Origin of the sequence: Corynebacterium sp. SA-MJD20WY100, from assembly GCF_039822565.1 — a bacterium.
Taxonomy (GTDB): Bacteria; Actinomycetota; Actinomycetes; order Mycobacteriales; family Mycobacteriaceae; genus Corynebacterium; species Corynebacterium phoceense_A.
Genome location: NZ_JBCJKS010000031.1, coordinates 1 through 17,285, shown reverse-complemented (window position 1 = coordinate 17,285; position 17,285 = coordinate 1). Strand labels below are relative to the sequence as shown.

The 17,285-nt window shown below is 56.7% G+C and carries 20 protein-coding genes and 3 pseudogenes; 8 read left to right on the top strand and 15 right to left on the bottom strand.

Features of this window, described 5'->3' with window-relative positions:
- Positions 1-700: 700 nt before the first annotated feature.
- Genes ABJ196_RS12295 through ABJ196_RS12285 form a run of 3 tightly spaced genes read left to right on the top strand, consistent with a single transcriptional unit; the run spans position 701 to position 1,930 of the window.
- Complete coding sequence (locus ABJ196_RS12295) at positions 701-1,546, top strand: replication initiation protein (RefSeq protein WP_347307502.1); 846 nt, start codon at positions 701-703, stop codon at positions 1,544-1,546.
- Positions 1,539-1,802, top strand: coding sequence for a helix-turn-helix domain-containing protein (locus ABJ196_RS12290; RefSeq protein WP_347307500.1), 264 nt, complete (start codon positions 1,539-1,541; stop codon positions 1,800-1,802). Before ABJ196_RS12295 ends, ABJ196_RS12290 begins: the two co-directional genes overlap by 8 nt.
- Positions 1,799-1,930, top strand: coding sequence for a hypothetical protein (locus ABJ196_RS12285; protein WP_347307498.1), 132 nt, complete (start codon positions 1,799-1,801; stop codon positions 1,928-1,930). Before ABJ196_RS12290 ends, ABJ196_RS12285 begins: the two co-directional genes overlap by 4 nt.
- A gap of 25 nt (positions 1,931-1,955) precedes the next feature.
- Here the strand turns inward: ABJ196_RS12285 and ABJ196_RS12280 are convergent, their stop codons facing one another.
- From ABJ196_RS12280 to ABJ196_RS12245, 8 genes and pseudogenes are all read right to left on the bottom strand, one after another.
- Positions 1,956-2,357: a hypothetical protein gene (locus ABJ196_RS12280; RefSeq protein ID WP_347307496.1), complete on the bottom strand. Its 402-nt coding sequence runs from the start codon at positions 2,355-2,357 to the stop codon at positions 1,956-1,958.
- A gap of 422 nt (positions 2,358-2,779) precedes the next feature.
- Positions 2,780-3,037, bottom strand: a complete 258-nt coding sequence (locus tag ABJ196_RS12275; RefSeq protein WP_347307494.1) for a hypothetical protein — start codon at positions 3,035-3,037, stop codon at positions 2,780-2,782.
- A 729-nt stretch (positions 3,038-3,766) separates the two neighbouring features.
- Positions 3,767-4,555 (bottom strand): hypothetical protein, encoded by a 789-nt coding sequence (locus ABJ196_RS12270; protein ID WP_347307504.1) that lies wholly within the window; start codon positions 4,553-4,555, stop codon positions 3,767-3,769.
- A gap of 60 nt (positions 4,556-4,615) precedes the next feature.
- A pseudogene (locus tag ABJ196_RS12265) lies at positions 4,616-4,768 on the bottom strand (hypothetical protein); the annotation flags it as partial.
- Positions 4,717-5,951, bottom strand: a protein-coding gene (locus ABJ196_RS12260) for an IS3 family transposase (protein ID WP_347307492.1) whose coding sequence is annotated in 2 segments (ribosomal slippage) — positions 4,717-5,663 and positions 5,663-5,951 — 1,236 coding nt in all. Because the reading frame shifts where the segments join, the coding sequence is not laid out codon by codon here. The gene ABJ196_RS12260 and the pseudogene ABJ196_RS12265, both read right to left, overlap by 52 nt.
- Complete coding sequence (locus ABJ196_RS12255) at positions 5,935-6,522, bottom strand: replication initiation protein (protein WP_347307490.1); 588 nt, start codon at positions 6,520-6,522, stop codon at positions 5,935-5,937. The genes ABJ196_RS12260 and ABJ196_RS12255 overlap by 17 nt, the downstream gene beginning before the upstream one ends.
- 236 nt (positions 6,523-6,758) lie before the next feature.
- Entirely contained in the window at positions 6,759-7,022 is a 264-nt protein-coding gene (locus ABJ196_RS12250; protein ID WP_347307488.1) for a hypothetical protein, read from the bottom strand.
- Positions 7,019-7,609: a ParA family protein gene (locus ABJ196_RS12245; RefSeq protein WP_347307486.1), complete on the bottom strand. Its 591-nt coding sequence runs from the start codon at positions 7,607-7,609 to the stop codon at positions 7,019-7,021. Before ABJ196_RS12245 ends, ABJ196_RS12250 begins: the two co-directional genes overlap by 4 nt.
- Positions 7,610-7,972: 363 nt before the next feature.
- On the opposite strand from ABJ196_RS12245, the gene ABJ196_RS12240 reads away from it, so the two are divergent.
- Both ABJ196_RS12240 and ABJ196_RS12235 read left to right on the top strand, forming a co-directional pair.
- On the top strand, positions 7,973-8,551 hold the full coding sequence (locus ABJ196_RS12240; protein WP_347307484.1) for a hypothetical protein: 579 nt from the start codon (positions 7,973-7,975) through the stop codon (positions 8,549-8,551).
- A gap of 239 nt (positions 8,552-8,790) precedes the next feature.
- A complete protein-coding gene (locus tag ABJ196_RS12235; RefSeq protein WP_070532596.1) occupies positions 8,791-9,501 on the top strand; it encodes an IS6 family transposase in 711 nt (236 codons plus the stop codon).
- An 829-nt stretch (positions 9,502-10,330) separates the two neighbouring features.
- Here ABJ196_RS12235 and mobF read toward each other — a convergent pair.
- Positions 10,331-11,737 (bottom strand): MobF family relaxase, encoded by a 1,407-nt coding sequence (gene mobF, locus ABJ196_RS12230; RefSeq protein ID WP_347307482.1) that lies wholly within the window; start codon positions 11,735-11,737, stop codon positions 10,331-10,333.
- A 278-nt stretch (positions 11,738-12,015) separates the two neighbouring features.
- Positions 12,016-12,477 carry a hypothetical protein gene (locus ABJ196_RS12225; protein ID WP_347307480.1) on the bottom strand — a complete coding sequence of 154 codons (462 nt, stop codon included), beginning with the start codon at positions 12,475-12,477 and terminating at the stop codon, positions 12,016-12,018.
- Positions 12,478-12,713: 236 nt separating this feature from the next.
- Here ABJ196_RS12225 and ABJ196_RS12220 point away from each other — a divergent pair, with 236 nt between their 5' ends.
- Together ABJ196_RS12220 and ABJ196_RS12215 are read left to right on the top strand one after the other, a co-directional pair.
- Entirely contained in the window at positions 12,714-13,109 is a 396-nt protein-coding gene (locus ABJ196_RS12220) for a hypothetical protein (RefSeq protein WP_347307478.1), read from the top strand.
- Between the two features lie 294 nt (positions 13,110-13,403).
- Positions 13,404-13,868 (top strand): hypothetical protein, encoded by a 465-nt coding sequence (locus ABJ196_RS12215; RefSeq protein ID WP_347307476.1) that lies wholly within the window; start codon positions 13,404-13,406, stop codon positions 13,866-13,868.
- A 295-nt stretch (positions 13,869-14,163) separates the two neighbouring features.
- Here ABJ196_RS12215 and ABJ196_RS12210 read toward each other — a convergent pair.
- From ABJ196_RS12210 to ABJ196_RS12200, 3 genes and pseudogenes are all read right to left on the bottom strand, one after another.
- Positions 14,164-14,277, bottom strand: a pseudogene (locus ABJ196_RS12210) (RepA protein); the annotation flags it as partial.
- 74 nt (positions 14,278-14,351) lie between these two features.
- Positions 14,352-15,608, bottom strand: coding sequence for a replication initiation protein (locus ABJ196_RS12205; protein WP_347307474.1), 1,257 nt, complete (start codon positions 15,606-15,608; stop codon positions 14,352-14,354).
- 364 nt (positions 15,609-15,972) lie between these two features.
- Positions 15,973-16,170 carry a hypothetical protein gene (locus ABJ196_RS12200; protein WP_347307472.1) on the bottom strand — a complete coding sequence of 66 codons (198 nt, stop codon included), beginning with the start codon at positions 16,168-16,170 and terminating at the stop codon, positions 15,973-15,975.
- A 56-nt stretch (positions 16,171-16,226) separates the two neighbouring features.
- Here ABJ196_RS12200 and ABJ196_RS12195 point away from each other — a divergent pair, with 56 nt between their 5' ends.
- Entirely contained in the window at positions 16,227-16,694 is a 468-nt protein-coding gene (locus ABJ196_RS12195) for a lactococcin 972 family bacteriocin (protein ID WP_347307470.1), read from the top strand.
- 30 nt (positions 16,695-16,724) lie between these two features.
- Here the strand turns inward: ABJ196_RS12195 and ABJ196_RS12190 are convergent, their stop codons facing one another.
- Positions 16,725-16,955: a hypothetical protein gene (locus tag ABJ196_RS12190; RefSeq protein WP_347307468.1), complete on the bottom strand. Its 231-nt coding sequence runs from the start codon at positions 16,953-16,955 to the stop codon at positions 16,725-16,727.
- A gap of 117 nt (positions 16,956-17,072) precedes the next feature.
- Positions 17,073-17,285: pseudogene (locus ABJ196_RS12185) on the bottom strand (hypothetical protein); the annotation flags it as partial.

The following is a 17,285-nucleotide window of genomic DNA, read 5'->3' as shown; positions in this document are numbered from 1 at the left end:
ATTTTCGACACTTTCTTAACGCATTAAAACCACTTTCTTACTGCGAAAACTCCCGACTCACTTGGAGTGCATAAAGTATATCGCCGATTTACCCCCTCCAGAGCCGACCCCAAGCACCCGACAGTCAGCAAGAGCTGGAGCCTGCCCACTCGACGGACGGAGGGTTTGAGCCCACGGCGACTCACGCGAATTCACGGGGCAAGGTGGGAGCGCAGCGAGCACCGCGGCAGTGTGTCACAGTTCGTGGCACACAACGTGACACACGATGTCCCACAACGTGTGTAGGCCGACGTGACACACGCGCTGCGTGAGCGCCTGAGCGATTTAAGCACCTCACCCTACCCAACGGCCCCCGCGCCGCGCCTTCAATCGCTTAGAAAGCCACACAGCGCGCCGTAGATTCCGCCGCACCGCGCTTCAGCCGCCTTGTGGTGCGTCGGCCCACCAATGAGCACCAGGACCCAAGGACATATTTGGATATATCCGTGCCCGAGTGGCATGGAGGGGCAGGCGGGCCGACGTCGAGCAGGGGGAGGGGTGAGGCCCGGCCAAAGGAGCTCGCTTCGCTCGCACTGGAGGGTCTATTTTGGGGGCCAGAAGGCCCAATACCTGATATGGTTCGTGCGATACCTTGAACACGCCGGGGGAAATCCACGCCCAGAAGCAACACTCGTGCGACAGTGTCCGCATGACCGAGACAATGACCGATTTATGGGCGGACCGCTGGGGCCTAAGAGACCTAGGCGCGTATGCCGGGGATGAGAAGCACGCAATCTCCCGCATGCCAGGCTCTGCGGCGCTCCGTCATCGGTTCATCCAGGCCAATCCCAGCCGAATGCTCAACGCCCTCGTCATCGACATCGACCGGCCTAGCGCCGTCATGGACGCTCTAGAACGCCCGCATGAACACCCAGATCCGTCCTGGGTCATTGAGACTTCACGTGGCGCGCATGTCGGCTGGTGGCTGTCGGATCCGGTCTGCCGGAGCGAGGTCGCGGAGCTTAAACCCCTGCGCTACGCCGCGCGCGTCCAAGAGGGCCTGGTCAGGCTCCTAGGCGCAGACCCGGCATTCGCTGGGTTCATCACGCGCAACCCCACCTACCCGTTGCTCGGTCGTGGAGAGGTGATCTGGGGCGCAGAAACAACCTATGAGCTAGCCGAACTCCGAACGTCAGCAATGCCCCGGCAGCTGCCTAGAAAAGCCATGAAATCGCGCTCTGACCTGGGAAGAAACTGCGCTTTATTCGAAGAAGGACGGCACGAGGTCTACCGACTCAACCGAGCAATGGACTACCCCGGCGCAGACGCGCTTTTTCACGCGTCGCTGTCTCATCTACTCGACCTCAACACGGCGATTCCAACCGACGCAGGTGGCCCACTGCCGCTCTCCGAGGTGCGCGCTATGGCGACCTCGATAGCCAAATGGACGTCAAAGAACCACAGCCGAGAGGGCTTTATCCAGCACCAACAACATGCCGGAACAAAGTCCGGGGAGAAGCGTCGCCTAAGCACCCCGGCCAAGCTCGAGGAGTTCCTCAATGACTGAGAAAAAGCGCATACCGCGTAACGGGAAGACACTTCGCGAAGTAGCCGAAGGCACCGGTCTGTCCATAGCGACAGTGGCTCGGTGGACGTCTGAGCCGCGCGAGTCCTACCTTGCGCGTGCCAATGAGAAGCGCGAGCGCGTCCGGGAGCTGAGGGCGAAAGGTCTAACTATGCGCGCAATTGCTGCCGAGTTGGACTGTTCGGTCGGCACGGTTCATCGCTACGTCAAAGAGGCACAGGAGCAGAAATCAGCATGATTGACGACTTTTTCAATAGTTTTTTCAACGAGTACCTAGACGCGGTGGCAGACCTGGATTTCGGTCTCACTGCCGAAGAAGAACAGGCACTTCATGAAGCACTGTGGGGGCCAGAGGAGACGCGGTAAGCGTTCAACGTTAGCGCGAACCAAGTCAGATATTTCCGCGCTTCGCGGTCTTTTTCTGTTCGCGTTCAAGCTTGCGTCGCTGCTGGCGGGTCAGCGGTTGAGGGGCTGAGGCGACCAGTCGGCGCGCGGCTTCGACTATCTCGACGCAGTCGGCTGGGACTTCCGCGCGGTCGCGGATAAGGCGGGTTGTTGCGTCGAGTTCACGCACAACGGTGTCCAAAATCTCGGCTGGGTCGAGCAACGCTATCGAAGTCTGCGACTGCGCGCGCTCTAGCTCGTCCTGGTGCGCTTTGCGGGCGCGCTCGCGCGCTGCAGCCGCACGGCAGGCACCGGAGCAGTAGCGCGCTTTTCGCCCTCGAGGGTCGATTCGGGGCCTAAGGTCGCCGCCACACCAGGCACATTTCGTCGGGGAGTCAGTCGCGTTCATGACCCAATTATATCGCACGTACGTAAAAAATTAGCGACCTGAAACCCCTGGTCGTTTGCTCGCCGCCGCGCGCTGCTTTTCATCAACCCGGGCACTTTTGCGGCACGTTTTTTACCCGCGAGCTGCGGCGGAGCATTTTAATGCAAGAGGTGTGTCACTCTACGGCGAAGCCGTTTTTCCGAAAGGCTGATTATCTGCAAAAGGTGTGCAGCGATTGCTTGCAACGCGGTCGGGGTTTGCGCCAACGGCGACAGGTGGCAGAAAGCGGGGCAAGGTGTGAGCGCAGCGAGCGCCGCAGCAGCGTGACACACAACGCGACACAGCGCGTGTAGGTCGGCGTGACACGGTGCGTGGCACACAACGTGACACACGGCGTGCTGACGCGCTTTCCTGGCGCAGCTAGCCGCTGCACGGCACGCGGTTTAGCCCTCTGCGGTATCAGACATCGCCGTCAAAGTCTCCGCCAGGCTGTGCAAGCGGTCTGCACAATCGAGCCAATCCTGGTCAAAGAGACCGACCACATCGTCACGATTCGATCGCCCCGCCTGCTCGAAAAAATCCGCAATCTGCTTCAAAGCCAACGCGGTTTCTTGTGCGCGATCCGCGATGTCTGTCGCAGAAAAGTCATCAAAAGTATCCGGCTTCGCGCCGCCGTCTGTGGTGAGTGCTCCAAGGGTCATAAACCCATTATATCGCACGTGCGAAATATTTTCGACACTTTCTTAACGCATTAAAACCACTTTCTTACTGCGAAAACTCCCGACTCACTTGGAGTGCATAAAGTGTATGTCCTCCGGTGGGCAATTTCGGGTGCCCGCCTGGGCACAAAATTCTGCCGCTGGGTGCGTCAGAATTTGCGGCCAGGACGGGACAGAAAAGGGGGAGGGGAGATTCGCTAAGTCCGTCGTGCGCCGCTGCGCGGCGTGCGACGGGTGGCAAGCGCCCGCAGGGCGCGCGGCAGTCTCCAGCGCTCCCATCGGTTACCCGAAAAAGTCGGCAAGCATTCGCGCTGCGCCACGCCAGGACTCGCACACGCCGACTGGGTCTGCCAACAGGCGCGCCAGGAGTCCTCCCATCGTCGAGCCAAGAACCGTTTTCTTAACGCTGGGGCAGGGTTTGTTTCGTGTCATCGTCATCACCTCCGCAGATAAATATCCGAACCTTCAAGTGGCGGTCAGGAAACTATCCGAAGAATGACGTTGTCCTTCCAGGCGTGACTACAGCTAGACTGCAACATCCAAGAGGTTCAAATATCGCGGGAACGCATTATGAGCCTTGGCCCCGGGCCGCCCTACGGGGTCCCGGGGCTGCTTCCGTTTTCCCACTTTCCTAAACCATTTTCGAGAAAAGGTTTTACCTAACTGCCTAACGGCAGGGGAACCGTATATTGCTTACGGCAGGTTACACTTTTAATCAATCAGTCCCACGGCCCGTAACGCTCGAAGATGCGCACTAGCTGTCTTGCGCGTAATGCCTAGCTCTCTGCCAATTGCTGCACCTGATGGAGGCTTGCCTGTCTGTGCAAGCACAGACGCATACGTCGCATAAACCTGCGCCCTGGTCTCGTTTCCTTGCAGCTTTCGCTGATTGTTTGCTGCTGTTAGTAGCGCTCGTTGTTCTTGTGCATATTTACCCTTGGGGTCTGTTTTCCAGCGCTGTGCGGCTTTCTGGCCACCTCTGCGCCCCATTGTGGCTAGAGCCTTGCGCTCACTCCTGGTGGCCTTTCCGGGGGTGCTAGAGACGCGATAAACGTCGCTCTTGGACTGCGTAACGTAACCGCGCACGCGGCGTGCCATTGTCTGGCGGTCACGCATTGGCGGCATCTCGCTAGCACGACCGGCACCACCATGACGCTGTGCGACGTTGTAGGCGTGCTCATAGGCATCAATTATCGCCGCGTCGGTCAGGCGTTGGCCTTGTTGGCGCATCCGGTGGCCCGCCTTGAGGGCGTGGCGGAACGCGGTTTCATCGCGGGCGGCTACGCCGGGAGTAATCCAGAGCACGCGCACGCCGTCGATTAGCTCCGGGTCGTACTGGTCAAGACCACCCGATATTTCCGCATCTACGTCCTGGGCCATTTTCTTGAATGCTTGAGCTTCTTCACGACGTGTTTTGACGGCATTAATCAGTTCACGGCCAGAGGTAAATTGTTGACGCGGCGCGGCTTCAAACTGCTCGTGGCCTGTCAAGTCTCTCACCTGCTTTACTAAGTCTGCCAAGCGCATCACCCGGTTGTGCTGCCTATACCAACGGTAAGCCGTAGGCGCCTTACCCGTATAGAACGGGTTGCGGCTAAATCGGTGGGAAAAGTGCGGGTCGTGGTCTAGAAGTTCGCCTTGAAGTGCCCCGGGTTTTGTTCCTAGGCATTTGCCTTGATTTCCATTATTTCTCGACTGGGGTCGTGTTCCCAAAATTCGGCTTCGACTTCAGCTGGGGTGCGGTAGCCCAGGCTCTGGTGGAGCCGTGATTCGTTCCACCAGTTAACCCACTCGAACGTCGCGATTTCCACGTCGACGACATCGGCCCATGAGCGCCTATGAATCAGCTCATTCTTGTAGGAGCCGTTGACATTCTCAGCCAAAGCATTGTCATAGGAATCACCAACAGTGCCGGTAGACGCCGTAATTCCGTGCTCAGCCAGGCGCTCGTTGTAGACGATACTCACATATTGTGAGCCGTGGTCTGAATGGTGAATTAGGCCCGCCGTTTCCTTGGCGCACACGATCGCCTGGTTCAACGCCTGCAGCGGCAACGCCTCAGTACGCATCGAATCAGACAACGCCCACCCGACAATCCTCCGGGAGTACACATCAGTGACAAAAGCTGTGTACACAAACCCTTTCCTGGTGCGCACATACGTAATGTCCGCTACCCACAGCCGATTAGGGCCAGGAGCCTTAAACTCACGATTAACCAAATCTGGGCGAAGATCCGGGCCTGTGGGTTTGCGCGTTGTGACAGGTGCCCCACCTTTTCCCTTGCCGGACAGTCCAGCGCTGCGCATCAGCCGGGCTGTCTGCTCGCGGCCAATGTCAACGCCCCGGCGTTGCAGCACGCGCCACATCTTCCGCACCCCGTAGACGCCGTAATTTTCAGCATGAACGTCGCGAATATGCTCTACAAGGGCAGCGTCGCGAAGAGCGCGGGAGCTTAAGCCCCGGGCCTTGGATTGGCGGTACCCACGCGAGCTAAGAAAACCGCCTTCGCGATGCGTGTTTAACGTCTGGCAAATGAACTCGACGCAGAAACGATTCCGGTACTCATCAATGAACCGGATCATTTCCGACGTTTCGGGTCGAGTTCCGACGCGAAAAAAGCCGAAGCGGCTTTCAACAACTCATTGGTGTCCCGCAACTCTTGATTCTCGCGACGCAACCGTGCGTTTTCTGCAGCAAGGTCCTCGGGCATTGATTCCACAACACGTCCTTCGCGACGAGCGGCCTGCGTCCATTGCCTCGCTGTGTGCCACGACACACCCAGCTTTGGTGCCACGATCTTGCAGGCTGCCTGCATAGAAATGTTCTCCGCCAGGATGCGGTCTTCCACGAGGCGGACCACACGGTCTTTCGCATCCTGATCAAATTTTCTCGGCATGTTCCAAATTTTCCCATCTACTCAAACGGAACAAAACCTGGGGCACTTCACCTAACTCACGTGTGACGGCGGCCAGGAGCTTCATCTGTGCCGATTGGCCGGTCTTGTCCGCGTACACGGGGTCAATAAGCCAAATGAACTGGGCCTTGCCATTGGTAGGGTTGATTCCCACCCATGCCGGTCCGATATTGCGGGACGTCAGGGTGTGCACCGCTTTGAGGACATACGGGTTAAGGTCTGCGGGGTCTCCGCCTGCGGTGCCTAACTGGTCGACATCTACAACCAGGACAGCGGCATACTGCTTGTTGGTGAGCATGACGTACTCGCAGCGGCCTAACGCTTCAGAATCGGTACGGTACATCTGCGGTGAGACTTTGCCGTCGGCATTACGCCGGTAAGCCTTTCGGAAATCGCGCCCAATGGAGCCATGAAGCGCGTCGCGGCCTAGGTGTGCCCGAAGCATGTCGCGGTCTAGCGACGAAGCTGGTGTGTTGTCGAGTCCTCCACGATCGCGCTCAACGCGACTCGGCGTTTGAATGTGCACATTCTGCGTGTAAGCCTGTAAACTCATGGCCATGCTTTCTCCCAGCTGGAGACTGGGTGATAAGCGAAGTCCGTCAGGTTGCCGCCTGGCGGGCTTCATTCATTTATAGGGTCTATTGACCGAGAATAACACCGCTGTGATTTGCGGCGTGCTGCGACACGAAAAGTTTTTCTACCTGCCGTAACGCAAAGATCGCCAAGTTTGCAAACGTTACAGTTTTACAGCTTTACGGGTGCCGTAAAGCTGTAAAACTGCATGAGTATCTAGCGGTTCTCCTTGACGTATTCTTCGAGGCACGACCCGACAATTTCACGCATGGTGACTCTCTTACGTGCGGCGATAGCTTTGAGTTCAGCATGCAGATCGCGGTCCACTTCGATGGTCATTTTCTTGACGTAATCACGGCTTGAAGGCTGGCGGAACGCGGAACGGACAGACTCCGTGGGTGTGGCCGTGCTTTTCTTCGTGGCCTTTTTCTTAGTCCGTGGACCTTGTTGAGCGCGTGCGCGCGCCTTGCTGGTGGTCACTTCATCATCTCCATAATCTCGTCGGCCACCTTGTCGTAACCATGCATGTCGGGGCCGGGGCAGTAGCCAAAGGCAAGGTGCATATCCTCGCGCAGCGGGATCTCCGTTTCAAAGTGCGGCATGTCCTCGGCTTCAAGCGCTTCTCGTGCAGCTTCAAGCGCGCTGGTTCCCTTACGGGCGAAAGTCAGCAAGACAGCGTGCGGGGTGCCGCCCACAGCGTCGCGCAGCTCCCACACCCGCGACAGGTCGGCGGCTGCAGAACGGGTCGGCATGATGATGAAGTCACTGACGGCGATAGCGGCTTCAATCGCGTTTTCGTCTCCGGGTGGCACGTCGATAAGCATCATCTCGTTATCGGCGACTAAAGCGGCTTGGCGGTCCACACGCTTTGGGATCGACAGCTCGACGTTAAACGGCAGCGGGTCGCCGCCGTCCTCGGCACGCTCGGCCCAGTCGAGAGCGGACCCCTGACGGTCGAGGTCGGTCACGGTCACGGGGATACCGCGTTGGGCAAATACGGTCGCCAGGAACATCGTGCTCGTTGTTTTCCCGACGCCACCTTTCGCGTTGATAGTCGTAATAATCATAGCCATGCCTTTCACTGGGTCAGTGATTAAAGTTTACGGTTTTACAGTACCCGTAAAACTGTAAAACCGTAAAGAAGGTCAACAATCAGAAGGTGAAAGCCCACTTAGATACGCCTGTGGCGTTGCGATACTGCTCGTCTATCTGCTTGATCTGCTCCGGCAATTCAGCGTTGCCGAAGACAAGGATCGAGTCGGCGCCTCTAAAACCATGGTCTTTACAGGTCGATACTTTCGTATCAATATCCTTCCGGACGGAAGAAAGACATTGAAGAGACTTAATTTTCCTATTAGACGTAGTGATGGGCAGCTTGAAAGCTGCTGTCTTGTCCCCCCCTCTTTTCATTCCTCCGAAAGGGTCTATTTATGCGTTTGAAGAAAGCTTTAATCCTCCCTCTAGCGGTTTCTACCGCTCTCGTCGCATTCCCGGTCACTACGGCCGTAGCAGCTCCTGCCGCGCAGGAGGGGGAGTGCGTCGAGAATCACCAGGTTCCCACTACTCCCGGTGCAGACCGAGAGACTGTTTCGGAAAATGACCTCAAACAAGTCAATGAGGATATCGAGTCCGCGGGTGGTTCCCCCTTGCCTGCGGGAACAGTTGAGTACGGGTTCAACGCTAATGGTGACGCAGTAGCCATTGACTCCAAGGGTCGGGAAACAGTCTTGTCTTCAGCAGAGAAGATGAATGCTGAGCTGAATTCAGAACCAGTCCAGACTAGGGCCGCAGCGAACCAAAACGATAAAGGAATTCTTAGCGCAGCTGCCGCAACCATTGCTGGTTGTGCTGGTGGCGTAATCGGTTACAATGAAATCCTGGAAATTCTAGAGAAGAGGGTTTCCTACTGGACCTTGGTAAAGTTCCTCGCTAAGAAAATTGGACCAGGACTTGCGATCAGCTGCATTGCCGGTGCAGGCGGCGCCCTTGCCACCTACATGGGGTGGTAAAACATGCGCCTAGTGGTAACGATTTGCGGATTTTTAGTCGCGCTTGGCATATTTCATTTTTACACCGATATGGCTTGGTACCCTTCTGCGTTCTTTGGAGGCATCGCTGGGCTTATCGCAGGTGTAGCTCTGACAAAATCTGGGCGGCAGGCAGCCCGTCGAATTGTGCATAACCTTCCTCAGGGGGTGCTGTTGCAAAGTTGGGGCAGTAGAAAGACCGGCGTGAAATAATCAGAGCCATGGGCATCTTCTCCGGTCGGCATTTCCCCCGTGACATCATCCTGTGGGCGGTGCGGTGGTACTGCCGCTACGGGGTGAGCTACCGCGATCTCGAAGAAATGATGACCGAGCGGGGTGTGCCAGTCGATCACACCACGATCTACCGCTGGGTGCAGAAATACGCCCCTGAGCTGGATAAGCAGACTCGCTGGTACCGGCAGGTACCCGACTGGCAGGCCCGGTCCTGGCGGGTGGATGAGACCTATATCCGGGTCGGCGGCACGTGGTGCTATCTCTACCGGGCTATTACCGCCGGTGGGCAGACCCTGGACTTTTATCTCTCCCCGAAGCGCAATGTCGCGGCGGCCAAGCGTTTCCTGGCCAAGACGCTGCGATCGAATACGACAGCCGGGTCCCCGCGGGTCATCAACACCGACAAGGCACCAGCTCTGGCCAAGGCAATATCCGAGCTGAAGGCGGAGGGAATCTGCCCTCAGACGGTGGAGCACCGGCAGGTGAAATACCTGAACAACGTTATCGAGGGAGATCATGGCCGACTTAAAAGAATCCTGGGGCCGAAGGGAGCGTTCAAAAACCGAATTTCCGCCTACCGGACGTTGAAAGGGATGGAAGCGATGCATTCATTACGGAAAGGCCAGGGCACGATGTTTGCCTACGGGCACCCGAACCCAGACGCGGTGATCGTCAGCCGGATATTCGAGACAGCTTAAGCACCCCGGAGCAAGGACAACTGATGTCTTGAGGTTGGGCTTTTCGACCCTGGCCCAACTTTGCAACAGCACCAAGAAAACCACATAAACAACCCCAGTAATTTCGCCTTTACTGTTAACGCTCACTGGAGTGAACAAGCCCTTGTTACTTTTGTCGAAGCTCCGCAGAATAGTTTGTAGGCCGCTTCCCCCGAACGGCCACTGTCACAGTTGTAGCCCTGCCTAACGCCCCCAGGCAGGGCTACAACCAATTGGTGCTTCTTTCTTTGAAAATCACTTGGCCAAGGCCCTGAATGGGCGGAGCGCTTAGTCCTTGCTATTGCGTCTTGACGTGAGGCTCCAGTAGATGCACATTGCTCCGATTACGGCGACAGTTCCAGCAGCCGCCATAACCGTAACCTCGCCCGTCCCCCGAGAAATTGCCAAGAGCACGCTCAGCAGCGAGAGCACGATAGCGATGACGCCAGCACCAAATCCTACACGTTCTGAAACATTCATTTTCAACACCTCCTAGCTGGGATCAGTAGTGCTTAGTTGAGTGGTCCGCAGTTAACCTTGCAAGCAGCGATCTGTTGCCATGGCAGTTCCAATATAGGTCGCGGCTGCCGCCCCAAATTGAGCCACGAGAGTATCGAAAACGTCCATAACGTGATGATACAGCCTGAAAATTCGCTGCCGCTAGATTTTATCTACGAGTCGAACCACGGCAATTGCACTGCAAGGCCGAACCACATAGCGATAGCCGCAAACATGGGGAGTGTTAAGAGGACGTAGCAGCAAACAACGGTGGTTTCGAAGCTCTGCTCAGCCTGCTCTCTTGCGCGGACTGCTAGATACGCGAGGACACCACCGCGCGCATAGCGTCTGCCTGTGCGGCAGACAGCGTGCAGGGACGCTCGCGAATGGAGGATGCATCAACGCCAGCGTTGGTAACTTCGCAGGCCAGATCGATGCCGCGATTGACTTCATCGACCACGCCCTGGGAGGTAAAACGTTGGGAGCCTTCGCGGGCGGCTTTATCCCACACGCGCGACTTATCTGGGGTGACAGTCCAGGCCGCACCATCGCGGAAAACCTGCTCCGTGAGTTCCTCCACGGTGGCGAGTATCTTCTCGGTCTCGACGGCTCCAACGGGGATAAGTTCGGCGGTTTTCTCTACGACATCGGCACGCGTAAACGTCGAGCGTTCTGCTGTCACTGCCTCAATGATATCGGCGATTGTCGGAAGTTCTGGGCGCTCGTGCGTGCGCTCAGCAAACTCGGGAAGCGAGCGAATGTCTGCAATAATCTCGCGGACCGTGTGGCCGGCCTGGCGCTGCCGCCAGTCGCCCTCGAGCTCGTAGAGGGTGGTATCGAGGTCTTTAGTCTGGCGGGTTTTCTTCTGCCCAATGCGCGCCATCTGCGTATTGGCATCAAGGCCATTGACTGCGCGCCACTGGTCGATTTCGCGTGCACGAGTCGAAAACGCCTCAATGAGTGCGCGGTCTTCAAGCCCGCGCATCTCCGCGCACCCGTTGACCATCTCGCCCCACTCAACGCCCAGCGACGCGGCTAGGCGCTCGCGCAGTATGGCTTGGTACACCATGCCCGCTGCGCGCGCCTCGTGATAAAGGCTCACTCCATCTAGTGTGCGCCACTTCCCGTCACGACAAAGCTGCTTGTTGGCTAATAGAACGTGCGAGTGGACGTGCGGATCACCCGCGCGGCTCGTCCGGTGCTCGTACTTCACGCCGCTTAAAGCCTCGACGCGATCGATGATCATCAGCGACGGATCATCCTCATCGGCACGACGCGTATAGCTCGCGTGCTCCGACAGATAGGACAGTGCTTTTCCAACTGCTTCGGCATGCGCTTCATCAACTGCTCGACGCACCGCCGCATCGTCGGCTAACCCCCACAGCATGGACACACTCTTTGGCGCGCAGAACGTTAAGTCAAAGCCTGGCACTCCCGAATCTTTCGGCGCGCGCCCCAGTTTCACACCCGACGGGGCGATGGCTTTGTTAAACCACGCCCGCACATTCTTCCCACGAATCTGCTCGCCCTCGGCGACCCCGAGCGCCTCCGCGACCACCGCCGCTTGAGCATCGGTACGCGCTTTTACCCATGCCTCCGCCGGCTTGGTTCCGTCCTCGGAGTAGTAGCCGTCCGGGCCGAGATTTTCGTCCTGGTCTTCATCGACGGTGGACTCATAGTAGGCCACGGATTCGCCGTGCATCTTCGCGATGGTCAGCACGTCCCGCAGCCTCCTTTCACCACTGGCACGCCCCCGCACGGAGTGCGGAAGCACGTTTACTGCAAATGTACCATGAACTAGCCTCGCTAAAGCGGTCAGTTCAAAGGTCAGGCGGGTGAACACTGGCGTTCAGACGGCTAGAGCATCGTCAAGATGCCAGCGCGCCCCAGAAAATGAGTGCGCACAATCAGCATTTCCCTATCCGTAGAAAACGCCCCGCACTACGCACTCCCCCGCGGCGCTAACACGCCCCGGCGGGCGGCTCCGAGCAGGGCGCGCTAGCGCTCCTTTCTCCCTCCGGTACTTGCCTGCTTCGGCTCCGCCGCCGCGGCTTCACTCCGCGCAGCCCGCTCGGCCCTTTCCTCAGCGCGATCGGCGCGCGCTTCGGCTCGCTCGGCCCGAACTTCTGCGGCGGCAATACGTTGCTCCGCCCTCTCAGCGCGGGCTACCGCTGCGACTGCGCGTTCATACTCAACGGCATAGTCCTTTTCCGCTACCGCCACCCGCTCACGTGCCTGAGTAATTTGTTCCTGGACACGCTCGACAGCCGCCCGCGCCTTGGACAGATCCGCCTGCAGCTCCCGGACGCGCTCGGCCATTGCTTCCGCCACCCGGTGCGCTTCATCGCTTTCCCGCTCGGCAGCTTCAATCCGCTCAGCAAAACGCTTAGCCGCCTCGGCGTGCTCGGCACGCGCTTGCTCTAACGCCAAAGGCCAAATCCGCTCCATCGCGTTGGCCACAATCGCAGGCACTTGCGCATCAGCAACAGCGACGGCCTCTTGCCCATCCCTCTTCCTAAGACGTGCCAAGGTTTATCGAGCACGATCAATAAAGAAAAAGAATGCCGCACCCCACCCACAACATAAAGAAGTGATAACTATTTTCAAATGCACACCGGTACCTAAGTGTAATGTGTGATACACATGTATGTGTCGCTAGTCACACACCAATCACTAAATGACGTAGGAGTCAAAACATGTCCACAGTGCGAAAATATTTCACCTCTGTAATCTGTGCTGCAACTCTTTTATTTGCTTCTCAATCCATTCCCACCGCCTCAGCAAAACCCACCCTCGAAGATGCTCATAACAGCGAAGTTGTCATCACCGTACAAGACAATGGTGAAATCTCAGCAGTAGAATCCCCTAGTCCAAATGTACAACTTAGATCCGCAGGCGAACGTGCACCTGATTGCATTAATGCGATACCAGAAAAAGGTTTCATCCAGGTCTACAACCATTGCGACTGGGACATACGGGTTAAGGTAATTTTTGCATTTGGCCCAGACTCAGTGTGCAAGCTAGTAGTAGCCGGGACCCGTACAAATATCTCCCCTCACACCGGTCGCATCGATGGGGTAGTAACATGCTAAAATCTTCTGGCAGAAAAAATAACCCTGGGCGCATAGCAACCCTCGGAATAACGCTTCTCGCTCTTTTCGCCACGACGATGCCTCTGTTCCACTCTGTGGAGCCGAATCTTGAAGCCTCAGGGCACAACACTCGAATCTTCCTTGTCGAAAATGAATGCTGGAATCGACTTGATTTCCTAAGAGAGCAACAAAATACTGGGTACTGGGCTAGATCTGCGACCTGCTTTTTCGACAGGACTTTAAATAACGGTTTTGGAGCCTGGATCATTCGCCCTATGTGACCAAGGAGACCCCATGTGGTTTGACGGATATCAACAGCAATTCGGAAACCGGCTAGAGGACTTCCTTGCAGAAACAGTCCCTACAGTGCTCGCAGAGCTGACTTCTTCTCAGAAGAAGCAAATTACCGATGGCGTAGAAGAGTTTCCCTTCGAAATCCTTCTCGAAATACTCAACTCTAAACACGGCTATGAAGACACAGTCTCCCGAATCATAGCCGTGACGGGCGTATGGATGAATGCCGCATCAGGGAGCCAGTGGTGTGTTGGTCCTCTAAACAACACAAATTACTCTGAAAGAGTAGGCATAGGAGTCAGATGGGACGAGATCGCATTTTCGCCGTTGTCGAACATGGCGGAGAATCTGGTAGATGCATTTCCCACCTGGCCGGGCGTGCTTATGGAATTTTCTCGCATGCAAGAGTCGGATCGCGATTATTTCCATCAGAGAATCCTGGAAACTCGCCCAAAGCAAATATGATGTCCAACCGCCGCGCCGACTCACGCCAATCCTCACTGAGTCGGTAGACCCCGCTAATTTGGCAGTCCACGCTGGCCTATATGGGGCATCGCGGCCAAGGCGGCCTAGGAGGGCGTCACCGCCAGCTAATCCCGCTGAAGTATCATCAAGTTTTTCTACTTGCCACAATGTAGTCTCGTTCCCAATGCTTACAGCGTCATATCGTCGCCATTGTCATAGGTGTTAGCCGGGCCCCATGCCGTTGTTCTGCTGGGAGTAGTGACCACTGCGCCCCCACTGTGCCTGTAGACTCTCGACGAAATGCTGTTTCATCACGGGCTGCAACACCCTCAGCTATCCAATACACCCGCACACCATCCACTAGCTCCGGGTCGTACCGGTCAAGACCCCCGGCAGTTTCAGCGTCCACACACCAAACAAAACATTAAAAAATCGAACGAAAAGAGTAACCAACTGCCTAGCGGCAGGGGAACCGTATATTGCTTACGGCCTGTCACCCTTTCTTCGTCCAGTTGGCAAAACTATCCCGGCTTTGGAAAGCGCACGCTGTACCGTCCGATTAGACACGCTAAACTCTGCGGCTGCCTCACCTACTGTTGGATATTCTCCAGTCTCGCTTTTCCCCTTTAGGAACCAACTAGCTATAGCGAAGCTATCGGCAGCAGCACTCGTTTTCCTGTTCTCATTAGCAACCGCGAGCTTTGCTCGCTCCTGCTTTGCATAGTCGCTATCTGGCGCTGTCTTCCAGCGTTGTGCAGCCTTTTGCCCGCCTCTGCGCCCCATGGTGGCCAAGGCTTTCCGCTCGCTGCTGGTTGCCTTTCCAGGCGCGCTCGACCTCATGGAGGACGTGCTCTTGGATTGGGTCACGTAGCCGCGGACTCGTCGTGCCATAGTCTGGCGGTCTCGCATCGGGGGAAGCTCTGCAGGGCGGCCTGCGCCGCCGTGGGTCTGTGCGACGTTGTAGGCGTGCTCGTAGGCGTCGATGATGGCTGCATCCGTGAGTCGTTGGCCGGCGGCGCGGAGCCTGTGGCCGGTCTTAAGGGCATGCCGGAACGCGGTCTCGTCGCGGGCGGCGGTGCCCTCGGTAATCCAAAGCACGCGCACGCCGTCGATGAGCTCCGGGTCGTACTGATCGAGTCCAGCAGAGACTTCCGCGTCCACGTCCTGGGCCAGTGCTTTAAACGCTTGTGCCTCTTCGCGGCGGGTTTTCACCGCGTTAATGAGTTCTCGCCCAGACTTAAATTGCTGGCGTGGTGCAGCCTCGTACTGGTCTGTCCCGGCCAAGTCCCTCACCTGCCTTATCAAGTCACCTAGACGCATCACGCGGTTGTGCTGCCTGTACCAACGATAAGCTGACGGAGATTTACCGGTGTAGAACGGATTGCGGCTAAACCCGTGAGCAAAATGGGGATCGTGGCCGAGCAGCTCGCCTAGGGTGTGCGTGGTCGCAGCTAGGAGCTTCATCTGCGAAGATCTACCCGAAACGTCTGCGTAAACGGGGTCAATGAGCCAGATGAACTGTCCTTTTCCGCTTATGGGGTTCACGCCCACCCAGGCTGGGCCGATGTTGTGCTCGACAAGCACCCGCACGACCTTTCGCACGTACAAGGCCAGGTCTGCGGGATGTCCTCCGGCTTCTCCCGGCTGGTCTATATCCACGACGAGGACGGCGGCATATTGCTTGCTCGTGAGCTTGACGTACTCGCATTTACCAAGGGCCTCGGAGTCAGTGCGGTACATACGCGGCGAGACCTCGCCGGCTTTATTGCGGCGGTAAGCCTTTTTAAAGTCGCGCGTAACTGAACCGTGGAGGACGTCGCGGCCTAAATGTGCGAGAAGAAAATCGCGGTCTGTCGTGCTCGCGGGCGTATCATCGAGGCCCGCGCCGTCGCGAGAAACGCGCTCATGCGGCGCGGTGTGTGCAGAAGCTGCGTGATTGGGTAAGCTCATAGCCGTGCTTTCTCCCAGCTAGTGACTGGGGTTAAGCGAGCGTCAGGTAGCTGGAACTACCTGGCGCTCTTTCAGTTTCAGGGTCTCTTGCAGCCTAGACCGAATCCACAACCGCACACGTTCGACGCGCGAAGCCCCAGAGCGCCAAAACCGATTACTTGCTTCGCGCGGACTTTTCGATATTGGCGAGGGCAACAATGAGGTGCGATAAAAGCCTATTGGCGTTGAACTCCTTCCCGACCTCCAGGTCCGCCTCTACAACACCAATCAGCTGCGCAGTTCTAGGGGATTCCTCTGGGTCAACAATTTCTCGACTCTTTCCCAGGATAAAAAGCAGATCGTCGTTATTCATATGTGACCTACGACACTACTTAGTGTGATACATTTCTCACTAAGGAGGTTATTAACATGAAGAAAATTTTTCTTTCCGCTATCACTGCCAGCCTATTTGCTTCAACTCTTGCCCCTACTGCTTCTGCCGCACCAGCACTCCCACAGGTCAATCATGACCCTGCTGTAGTTGCACACAAAGTCCTTACCGTTGACGAGCAGGGAAACCCTACATCAGGAATGGTCACCCTAGACCTCCAAGAGCCTTCCTCAAGTGAACTCTCTACGACTGCAATGTTTTCCTTGCCAGGGACCACTACCGAACAGGTCGGAGGCGGAACCTGGAACTACGGATGGGAAATTGTAAACGGCACGACAAAGCACTGTTTCTCTCATTACAACCACCCCGACAACACCCACCGAGCAACTGCAACAATGGGATCCCAGACCGATACGAGCACCGCACGCCGAGCCAGCTGGGCAAAGGCTTCCGTCTCGGCCGGGCTTACCGCAGGAACCTGCAACGCTTACTGGGATAACCGGTAAAGATAGCCCCCTAGCGCCTAGAGATTTTCCCTAGGCGCCTTTTTCTAGTTCCGGCAAAATCTCGCTTTCAAGAGCGTTCATAACCTTGAAAAGATAGTTCCGTTCTTCAGAAAAAAACCTCTCACCCAGATACTCGCTCCCCTCCAACTCACGCGCATCTAGAGAATCTAGGTACCCCAGAAAACGATCCACGCTCCGCAATTCACCAATCGCCTGCTTAACTCCAGCGATAATCTGGCCAATATTTTCACCCTGGCTCATAGGGGAAAGCCTAACAAAACACGATTCAGGCACAAGAAATTTCAATTGAAAAATCGCTGCCGCAAGATGTACCAACGAGAAAAACTCGAGCAGCTCCACGAAGCTGTGGGCAAAAGCCTAGCTATACTTCGCGGTCTTTTTCTGTTCGCGTTCAAGCTTGCGTCGCTGTTGGCGGGTCAGCGGTTGAGGGGCTGAGGCGACCAGTCGGCGCGCGGCTTCGACCATCTCGACGCAGTCGGCTGGGACTTCCGCACGGTCGCGGATAAGGCGGGTTGTTGCGTCGAGTTCACGCACAACGGTGTCCAAAATCTCGGCTGGGTCGAGCAACGC